At 50.5% G+C, this 9,814-nt stretch carries 10 protein-coding genes; 5 read left to right on the forward strand and 5 right to left on the reverse strand.

Translation table 11 applies throughout. The features are described from left to right. Nucleotides 1–28: 28 nt before the first annotated feature. Both BN874_RS24105 and BN874_RS24110 read right to left on the reverse strand, forming a co-directional pair. Nucleotides 29–394 carry a hypothetical protein gene (locus tag BN874_RS24105; protein ID WP_154724688.1) on the reverse strand — a complete coding sequence of 122 codons (366 nt, stop codon included), beginning with the start codon at nt 392–394 and terminating at the stop codon, nt 29–31. A 43-nt stretch (nt 395–437) separates the two neighbouring features. After that, nucleotides 438–764: a hypothetical protein gene (locus BN874_RS24110; protein WP_154724689.1), complete on the reverse strand. Its 327-nt coding sequence runs from the start codon at nt 762–764 to the stop codon at nt 438–440. A 271-nt stretch (nt 765–1,035) separates the two neighbouring features. Between BN874_RS24110 and BN874_RS23150 the strand changes: the two genes are divergently transcribed. Further along, nucleotides 1,036–2,019 (forward strand): DNA cytosine methyltransferase, encoded by a 984-nt coding sequence (locus BN874_RS23150; RefSeq protein WP_034430288.1) that lies wholly within the window; start codon nt 1,036–1,038, stop codon nt 2,017–2,019. Here the strand turns inward: BN874_RS23150 and BN874_RS23155 are convergent. Further along, entirely contained in the window at nt 2,016–3,176 is a 1,161-nt protein-coding gene (locus tag BN874_RS23155; protein ID WP_081756046.1) for an HNH endonuclease signature motif containing protein, read from the reverse strand. The two genes, BN874_RS23150 and BN874_RS23155, sit on opposite strands and share 4 nt — an antisense overlap. Before the next feature lie 280 nt (nt 3,177–3,456). Then, on the reverse strand, nt 3,457–3,798 hold the full coding sequence (locus BN874_RS00995) for a hypothetical protein (RefSeq protein ID WP_034430289.1): 342 nt from the start codon (nt 3,796–3,798) through the stop codon (nt 3,457–3,459). 172 nt (nt 3,799–3,970) lie between these two features. On the opposite strand from BN874_RS00995, the gene BN874_RS01000 reads away from it, so the two are divergent. The 4 genes from BN874_RS01000 to BN874_RS01015 all read left to right on the forward strand — a co-directional run bounded on the left by BN874_RS01000 (nt 3,971) and on the right by BN874_RS01015 (nt 8,333). Further along, entirely contained in the window at nt 3,971–4,948 is a 978-nt protein-coding gene (locus BN874_RS01000) for an integron integrase (protein ID WP_034430291.1), read from the forward strand. 106 nt (nt 4,949–5,054) lie between these two features. Beyond that, on the forward strand, nt 5,055–5,681 hold the full coding sequence (gene lolA, locus BN874_RS01005) for an outer membrane lipoprotein periplasmic chaperone LolA (RefSeq protein WP_496109732.1): 627 nt from the start codon (nt 5,055–5,057) through the stop codon (nt 5,679–5,681). A 4-nt stretch (nt 5,682–5,685) separates the two neighbouring features. After that, nucleotides 5,686–7,002, forward strand: coding sequence for a replication-associated recombination protein A (locus BN874_RS01010; protein WP_034430294.1), 1,317 nt, complete (start codon nt 5,686–5,688; stop codon nt 7,000–7,002). Between the two features lie 95 nt (nt 7,003–7,097). Continuing rightward, nucleotides 7,098–8,333 carry a 6-phosphofructokinase gene (locus tag BN874_RS01015; protein WP_034430296.1) on the forward strand — a complete coding sequence of 412 codons (1,236 nt, stop codon included), beginning with the start codon at nt 7,098–7,100 and terminating at the stop codon, nt 8,331–8,333. 53 nt (nt 8,334–8,386) lie between these two features. Here the strand turns inward: BN874_RS01015 and BN874_RS01020 are convergent. Then, the coding region (locus BN874_RS01020) for an HPr family phosphocarrier protein (protein WP_320411436.1) at nt 8,387–9,814 on the reverse strand (1,428 nt) is incomplete at its 5' end.

The following is a 9,814-nucleotide window of genomic DNA, read 5'->3' on the forward strand; positions in this document are numbered from 1 at the left end:
TTCCACAACCTGCATAGGAGAGCTATATCTAAAAATTCCACAACCTGCATAGGAGAGCTATAGAAGTAGCTTCTTGGTTAGAAGGTACGGGCTTTTTAAAAATTCTAACAAATAAGTAACATACAAAACCTAATATACCTCCCGCGAATCCTGTTGCTAAAAATACAAAGATTATTGATACATTGGGTCCTCCCGTATATAAAAGAGAAGTTTGCATAACAACAACCCAACAGGCTGCATTTACTAATGCAGACCAAAGAACGATCGGTTGAAGTCGTTTATCTTTGATTGACAACCAAATTGCAACTAGCCAAAGAAAAGGATTCATCAATGAGCCAAATCCCATTCCAATAAATTCCCCTATTATCTCAATAATTGTGTGATAATTTGTCATAAAAGTTTTTCCTAAATACTTCGGCCATGTAATCTGAATAATATTAAGATGATTTTATCTTTAGTTTAGCAAGAATTTCTAATTTTTTTAGATAATTCTTCATATTTTTATCACTTTGTGTTGGAACACATCCGTCATTATATAAGAATATTTTTTCAATATCAGACTCACATGTTACTGAAAGTTTTTTTGCAGTAGCAGGTCCAATGCCTTCAATTTCTACAGCAATAGGATAATCTTCATAATTTATCCATTCGGTAGTAAAGAAACCGATCGGCTTATACTCGCGGTTGAGTACAACATATTTGCCATTAGCTTGCTTGACTAAACAATATGGCATAAATACAGAACGAAAATCACACAGTGCCATAGAACACCTCCATAAGTTGTTGTGTCGCGCCTAACGAATTTGCTCACCGGGGCCGCGCCACTCGATGATCGTTCAAATGCCAGCACTGGCTATGGCGCGGTCTCCGGTGCAGCAGCCAGTTAGGCGATGATATGGCTAAATCGTTATGGATCATAGTAGTTAAATTGTTGTAATTTACTGTTTTTGTTGCCGTATTTTGATTTTATTTCTGATTTATGCTATAATTTATCTGCTTTCTGGCGCTTTTATTCCCTTAGGGTGATAGGCAACTATGAAACAATCCATTGAAATAATAAAGCCATCAAGTGCTTGTGATACAGCGCAAAAAATCAAAGTTGCCTCATTTTTTTCTGGAATCGGAGGATTTGATATTGGGTTTGAAAATGCAGGTTTTGCGATTAGTATGCAATGCGAAATTGAGCCGTTTTGTAATTCAATTTTGGCAAAGCACTGGCCTAAAATTCCAAAATTCTCAGATATAAGGGATGTGAGACATGACAGAATCCCAAGTTCAACCGTTTGGGTCGGAGGGTTCCCCTGCCAAGATTTATCGCTCGCTCGAATGGGTAAACGAGCAGGACTTAGAGGGAATCAATCAGGATTATTTTATGAGTTTGCTCGACTGGTTGGAGAAGGATTACCCAGAATTGTTGTCATTGAAAACGTTGCAGGTATCCTTAACTCCCACAAGGGAAAAGATTTTGCAATCCTGCTCTCAACGTTGGCCGAACTCGGGTATGCTGTTGGATGGCGTACTTTTAACAGCAAAAACTTCGGAGTCCCCCAGTCACGCCAAAGAGTCTACATTGTCGGATGTTATAGAGACCTGCGAGGCCCAGGAAAAATACTTTTTGAGTCCGAATGCGGCACGGGGGATTCTTCGGAGAGCGACAAGAATGGGAAGAAATTTAAAACCCCATTTCAAGAAATCATTGGAGACCCTAGCGGCAAAGGACCAGTAATACAATCTATCGCTTATTGCTTATATGCTACATCAGCTAGGCACACAGGCACTGATTGGAGTAGAAATTATGTTTGTTACCCTAGAGATGGCATGATAAGACGACTGACTCCTTCAGAATGTGAAGGGGTTATGTCTTTTCCTAAAAATTGGACAATTCCAAATTCTAAAGAATTTGTTGGTGATGAGCTTGACTCAGCAAGATACCATGCTCTCGGTAACGCCATTACACCGCCTGTTGCTGAATGGTTGGCTCACAAGATAAGAAACTATCTTCTTGAAGCAAAAATCTAAAGCATAAAAGATTGATTGTATTGCTCTATAAAATAAGGTGAAGGCCAATTCTTTTTATCTGCTGGCAGTCGTGATGTTGGTATCTTCCCTTCTAATAGCTTAAATCCTTCTAAACTTATCATTCCTTCTTTTTCAGCCTGTAAGGCTGCTTCTGATATTGATAACTCATAAGAAGAACTTGAAGGTTTTAAAACAAGAATGCCTGAATCAAAAGCCCAATGGCATAGCTTACTTAAGCATAAACCATTACTTACTGAATTTAGGTCATATTCAGCCCAAGGTAAGATATGTGCAGAATCAACCCCGGAGGTGTTAAAATAAATTGATTTTGGTAAATAATATCCTGTAAATAAACATTTGTTATTATACACTGCTTTAACCTCCCGGCTAAATTTGTCGCCTTTGCTACCTCGTGATGCTTGCAATCTCCAGCGTTTTATACGATTCATAGCTGCTTCTCTTGGATTAGTTAAATCTTCCTCAATTATTGATAATTCAACATCTTCCCTATGAACACCCATCCAATAACTGTATTCACTAATAATGTTGTATTTTATTAGTATTTCTTTTAAAGGGTCATTAATATCAAATAGCTTTCTTATTTCGCCAGCAGAAATTATCACATTACGAATATTTCCAGAAAATATAGCAATTTTGTGATTTTTAATTTTATTAGAAAGTTCATCATTTTCAGTAGATAACCGTCCCCATACATCTAGTATTATTCTCAACCGTTCTAATATATCAATGCGCGCCAAATCACGATCAGAATTTTCCAGCACTATATCTGTTGGTTGTATTGATATTAAATTGGTGCCTTTTTTTATTATGTCAAACTGAATAGATGATATTGAATAATTGTTTTCTGTTAATTGTAGTTTTCCTCCTGGAGTTTTTGAAAGCTCTCTTTTTGGTTTTGGCATTAACAAAATATCAGCAATCGTTAAATAGATATGTTGATCCTGCTTTTGATCACTAAGTCTTATGCGTGGCTTCCCTTGAACTCGCCTAATGTAGTTATTTGTATCAATAAATTGATTTGGTAGCATCTGCAATTGAATATGAAAATCAATAATATCAGAAACGGTTATACTGCCATGCGAGCCAGCAACTTCATATTCTCCACGTCCTCCACTTGTTCTTAATGCAATTCTCATTGGTTTAGTTCCTTAACATGACGGTTTTTTTCATTTTTGCATATATCGAATCCTTTGGCTACTTACGCTAAGCAGTAACTGTACTTGCTGCCTTTGCCTATCGTCAAAGGTTTGGCTTTTCTTAGGTCAGCCCGCGTACCGCCTAACGACCCGCTTCACCTGCCCCGCGTCGCGGGGTCAGGTGCAAGCCCCAGTTAGGCTCCGGTTGATTGAATGTTGGGTTGCCGAAAAGACGACAACTCAGCCTACACGACTACAGCACTTGCCGATTCGCAGAGATTCAAGTTTTATATGAGACTCGGTCATTACTGTCAATATTAAGCCACTTTTTCTTTTGAAGCTCGCTTACTATTGTCTCTTTGTCTTCATCTGAAATACCGCCTTGGAACTGGAACATGGCTCCAATGAAATTTAATAGGGCAGCTTTTTTTGCCGGTTTTGATTTCATTAAGCGTTCTGCGACGTACTCGATGGTATGAAAATCACCTATTGCTGGAGTCCTACCATCAGGTTTTTTCTCCTCTTCTTCCTTCCTAGCAACTTGAATAAGAAGTTGAGCAAGCCTAAATTTATCTCGGTATGAGAGTTGCCCGCAGAGTTCAGCTATTTTGTCGTAGCCCATATTCCGCCTCAATGCCTTAGTTCAGTAAAGCCTAACTAGAATTAGTCTACCGCAACCGTAGCGGCAAACGCGGTATAAGTCAATATTAATTTTTATAATTACTGATGATTTTAATCAGTTTTTTTCTAAAATCACCTTGATCTTTAGATTTAGAACGCCTAAATTTCAACGGATGGAACTTTCGCCGCCGCCGCCGCCAAAACTGCTGGATCAGATGCGTGAGCGCATTCGCGTCAAGCATTATTCGATTCGGACCGAAAGCGCCTATGTTGATTGGGCGCGGCGGTTCATCCTGTTTCACCACAAGCGCCATCCCCGTGAGATGAGCGCACCCGAAGTTGAAGCCTTCCTCACCCATCTGGCGGTAGAACGCAAGGTCTCGGCATCCACTCAAAATCAGGCCAAGGCAGCGGTGCTGTTTCTGTACAAGGAAGTGTTGCAGATCGATTTGCCCTGGCTGAGCGATGTGACTGCGGCGCAGGTCAGTAAACGACTGCCCGTGGTTCTGACCCCGCGTGAAGTCCGTGCCTTGCTCCACGAACTCAACGGCACAATGTGGCTGATTGCATCGCTGCTCTATGGAACCGGGATGAGAGTCATGGAAGGTCTGCGGCTGCGAGTCAAGGACATCGAATTTGAACGCCGCGAAATCATGATTCGTGAAGGTAAGGGCGATAAAGATCGCATCACAATGTTGCCCGAAAACCTGATTTCACCGCTCCGCGATCAGTTGGAAAAAGCTCGCCAACTCCACAATAAAGATTTGGCAGCCGGTCTCGGTGACGTGTATTTGCCCAATGCCTTGGCTGCGAAGTATCCCAAGGCCGGCGTGAGTTGGGGCTGGCAATATGTGTTTCCCAGTCCGGTACTGTCCACCGACCCGCGCAGCGGTCTCCAGCGCCGCCATCATATCTACGAGCAATCGGTGCAGAAAGCGGTGAAGGACGCCGCCCGCCGAGCCGGTCTGGACAAACCCTGCACTCCGCATGTCCTGCGTCACAGTTTCGCCACCCATCTGTTGCAGGCGGGCTACGATATCCGCACCGTGCAGGAATTGCTCGGTCATAAAGACGTGAACACCACCATGATCTACACCCATGTTCTCAACCGGGGTGGTAAAGGTGTGATCAGTCCATTCGATCAGATGTGAAGGGTCCCGCGTAAATAGCGAAACCCGGCCCTTGGCGTAACCCGCAGACCGCTTTTTGCCGTGCATCGGTGGTCTATGCTTAACATCCCTCACTCAGGTACACAACGTGATACGCCCATTAAAATTGATCGTCCTGATGCTAAGTCTGCTGTTGGCATTGCCGGCAGGGGCTGCGACCTCATCACCGGTGCAGCGCTATTTTCAAAACCTGCAATCGCTGCGGGCAGATTTTATCCAGCGGGTGTTCGACGAGCAGTCGCGGGTCATGCAGACCTCCAGCGGCCAGATGTTGATGCAGAAGCCCGGCAAGTTCCGCTGGGATTACCGGACCCCCGCTGAACAGATTATCGTCGCCGATGGCGAGCGGCTCTGGGCCTACGATGTGGGGTTGGCGCAGGTGACGGTGCGGAAACTGGATCGGGCGTTGGCTTCAACCCCGCTGGCGCTGTTGAGCGGGGTAGCGCCGATTGAAGAGACGTTCACCGTCGGCGGAGTCCGCAATCGGGATGGTTTGGATTGGTATGAACTAACGCCTAAACAGCCACAGCCCGAATTTCGGTTGCTGCGAGTGGCGTTCAAGGGTGAAACCTTGGTCAGTCTGGAACTGGAGGACAGCTTCGGCCAGCGCACCCGGCTGGATTTCCAGAAGCTGGAACGCAATCCCACCCTCGATCCCGCCCTGCTGAAATTCACGCCGCCGCCCGGCGTGGACGTGGTTGGCGATAAAGGCTGAGCGCATGGCGGTCACAGATTTACCCCGGCCCTTGGCCGACCGGTTGCGACCGCGCCAGTTGGATGAGTTCGTAGGGCAAGCGCATTTGCTGGCGCCGGGCAAGCCACTATGGGGGGCCATGGTGCGTGGTCAGGCCCATTCCATGGTGCTGTGGGGACCGCCCGGCGCCGGTAAGACTACGCTGGCGCAGTTGTTGGCTGAGGCCGGTCAGGCTGAATTTATCCGGCTGTCGGCGGTCACGTCCGGGGTGCGCGAGGTGCGGGCGGCGGTGGAGCGGGCGCAAGCGCTGTGGCGGGAACAGCAGCGCCGCACCGTGCTGTTCGTGGACGAAGTTCATCGCTTTAACAAGACTCAGCAGGATGCTTTTCTGCCCTATGTCGAGGACGGCACGCTGATTTTCATCGGCGCGACCACCGAAAATCCCAGTTTCGCCCTCAATAACGCGCTGCTGTCGCGGCTACGGGTTTATGTGCTGAACCGGCTGGAGCCCGCCGCTATCGGACAGATGCTGGAGCGGGCACTGGGCGATGCAGAACGGGGCCTGGGCGGGCGCTGGCCACTGGAAGATGTAGCACGGGAACGGTTGGCCCAGGCGGCTGACGGCGACGCCCGCCGCGCCCTGATTTGGCTGGAACTAGCGGCGGAACTGGCCGAAGCCCAGGGGATTCGGCTGGAAGCGGCGCTGGATGCGGTGATGAGCGACGGGACGTTGCGGCGCTTTGATCGAGGCGGCGATCTGTTCTATGACCAGATTTCCGCGTTGCATAAAGCGGTGCGCGGCAGCAGCCCGGATGCAGCGCTGTACTGGCTGGCGCGGATGTTGGACGGCGGTTGCGATCCGCTGTACCTCGCCCGCCGGGTGGCGCGGATGGCCAGCGAGGACATCGGCAACGCCGACCCGCGCGCACTGCGGTTGGCGCTCGACGCTTGGGAGGCGCAGGAGCGCTTGGGCAGTCCGGAAGGCGAACTGGCTATTGCTCAAGCCGTGGTCTATCTGGCGGTGGCGCCGAAAAGTAACGCCGTGTACACCGCATTCAAGGCGGCTCGCGCTGACGCCGAACGCTGCGGCACGCTGGAGGTTCCGCCGCACTTGCGCAATGCGCCCACCGCGCTGGCGCGGGAACTGGGCCACGGCGAGGGTTATCGCTATTCCCACGACGAACCGAATTCCTACGCGGCTGGGGAATGCTATTTCCCGGAAGCGCTGAAAGACGCCCGTTATTACCAGCCGACTGTGAATGGACTGGAAGGCCGGATTAGCGAAAAATTGGAGCGGCTGCGGGAACGGGACCGACACAGCGACCGGCGACGGTATCGATGATGCGCCGGGATGGCGTGGTTTGATCCCTCACGACGGACTGCTAACAATCCGGTCAAATCTATTTATACCATCATCTTGATAGGAGAATAAACGCCATGAGTCGTTTAACAGGCAAAGTCGTAATTGCTCAAGGGGGCGGTCCTACGGCAGTGATCAATCAAAGTTTGGTCGGCGCGGTACTCGAAGCGCGCAGGTTCCCGGAGGTCACGGCGGTTTGGGGTGCGCGGCACGGGGTGCGCGGCATTGTTGATGAACGCTTGGTCAATCTGTCCGAAGCCACTACCCACAATCTGGAACGAGTGGCCCGGACATCCTCGTCAGCGCTCGGCTCTACCCGCGACAAGCCGGATGCGGAGTATTGCAACCGCATCTTCAATGTCTTCAAGAAGCACGATGTCCGCTACTTTTTCTACATTGGTGGCAATGATTCATCGGATACGGTGCGGATTGTGAGCGAACACGCCAACCGGGAAGGCTACGCGCTGCGGGCTATCCACATCCCGAAGACGATAGATAATGATCTGCCCATCACCGACCATTGCCCGGGCTATCCCTCCGCTGCCCGTTTTGTTGCCAGCGCAATCGGCGGGATCAACGCCGACCTCTCCGCGCTGCCAGGTATCTATATTGCGGTGATCATGGGCCGCCACGCCGGTTGGCTGACGGCGGCAGCGGGACTGGCGCGTAGGCACGACGATGACGGCCCGCACCTGATCTATGTGCCAGAGCGGCAATTCTCCATTGATCGCTATCTGGGCGACATTGATCAGGTTTTTAAGCAACATGGCCGCTGTATTGTGGCGCTGTCGGAAGGGGTGTGGGCCACCCGCAACGGGCAGGGAAAAGAAATTCCGGTAGCGGTGGATTTGATGCGCAAGGCTGGCCGTGAGCCGCAGACGGACGCCCACGGCAATATCCAGCTTTCAGGCGGCGTGCTGGCCGACGAGCTGGCCGATGTGGTGCAGAAACAGTTGGGGATCAAGCGGGTGCGTGCGGATACTTTCGGTTATCTACAACGCTCATTCCCCGGCGCGGTATCCAGTGTGGATGCCCGCGAAGCGCGTGAAGTCGGCGAGAAGGCGGTGCATTATGCCTGCGGGCAGAATAGGAATGGCTCGGTAGTCATTAAGCGCACGGGCGACTATGCCGTGCAATACGAACTCGCCAACCTGGCAGACATCGCCGCCAAGACCCGGCGCTTGCCTGACGAGTTCATCAACGCAGACGGCAACAATGTGACCAATGCCTTTCGCAACTATCTGCGGCCACTGCTCGGCGATGATATGCCTTGCCTGGAGCGGTTATGGGCACCAGCGGCTAAACTCGAGTGAATCCACATGCGGCTCAATCCATTGTTCAAAATCGCCGCATCAGTCTGGTAGAGCTATCGGCGCAAATACGCGAGTTCCTTGGGTAGCGTGATGTTATTGCCAAAACGATCCTCGCCGTAGCCTGATTTGGCCAGCAGTTTGAGGTCACTTAAGACCCGCTTGTCACCGGTGAAGGCGATGCTCAGATCGGTTTTAATGTCGATCTGTCCGGTGGCTTGCAAGCGGGCGATTTCAGCCGTCACTTTCTCCAGCAAAATTCCCTCGTGGCTGAATTCCCCTGACAGTTGTAGCGGCTGTTGATAGATGACCAGTTTGCCTTGCTCGGTCAGCTTGAACAGTACATCCAGGACGGTGGTTCGGATTTGACTGTCAGACAAGTCGCCATCGGGTCGCGAAAGATGCTCGATTTCCGTAACCAGCCAGCGCCGTTTTTGCGCATTGATCTTCTCGTTGGCGCGAAACAGATCCAGCGGCGAACTGGCATCGTAATTCTGACCGCTTAACTCCATGTGAACATCGCTGCCGTAGTGCTGGACAATCTTGGCGACCAAGGTGGCCGGGCGGACATGAAAGCCGCGATAGCAGGGTACCGGCGCCTTGATTGTGCCCACTTCCGCGTAACACTTCAGCATGGCGTGGCACAGGTGCCGCCCAAGGTCCAGATAAAGCCCTGCATAAGTGATCGAGTAGCTCATCAGCATATCCAGCAGGGTTTCGGGCGCGATCACCGGCTTGCGGCGCAACGACGAATCGCCGGTACGGATATTCAAGTGGCGTTCATAGTAGTGAACCAGGTGCGTGGCGATTTCGAGCAGGTGGTAGATGACGCTGATATGTCCACGCAGGATCGGTAAATCGGCATCCAGGTATTCAATTTCAGTCTCGGAGACATGGGTGTCATACAGCGCTTGCAGGCTGTGAAAGCGAAAATTCAGATAGCGCAGGCTGTCCTCGCTCACCGGTTTGGGAAAACAACCCGCATAGTCAGCCGGTTCGGTTCGCCCGGCGATATAGAGTAATTCACTGTCAGCAGCCAGGTTTAGATAAGCAGTCGCAAGGTGAGTGACGGTTTCCGAGGTACTCTTGACCCGGCGCACCGGGCGGTCACTGGGCAGACGACCTGGAGGAAGGTGTTCGGCGTAATCCTGTGGGTTGGGCGGTGTGGTCGAGAGCGGCAGATTGAGGCGAGCGGCTTGAGTGAGGATCCAGCCTGCCGCTCGTACCAGGATATCATGGGTTAGATCCAGCGAACGAGCGGTGTCCGCAGCGAAGTCCCGCTGGATCGGCAAGAGCCGATAAAGTGGCAGTGAATGTTTAATGTGCAGGAGTTCGTAGCCAACATCAGCGAACAGCTTCATCGTTGCAGTGAGCGACCGAATTCGAGACCACTGCTGATTATTACGCGCTCCATAGGCATCCAGCAGTTCCTCGATCTGAGCCGATTGTGAGAGCAAATCGGCCATCAAGGGACGGGTCAGGAT

Source organism: Candidatus Contendobacter odensis Run_B_J11, assembly GCF_000531125.1.
In the GTDB taxonomy this organism is placed as follows: domain Bacteria; phylum Pseudomonadota; class Gammaproteobacteria; order Competibacterales; family Competibacteraceae; genus Contendibacter; species Contendibacter odensensis.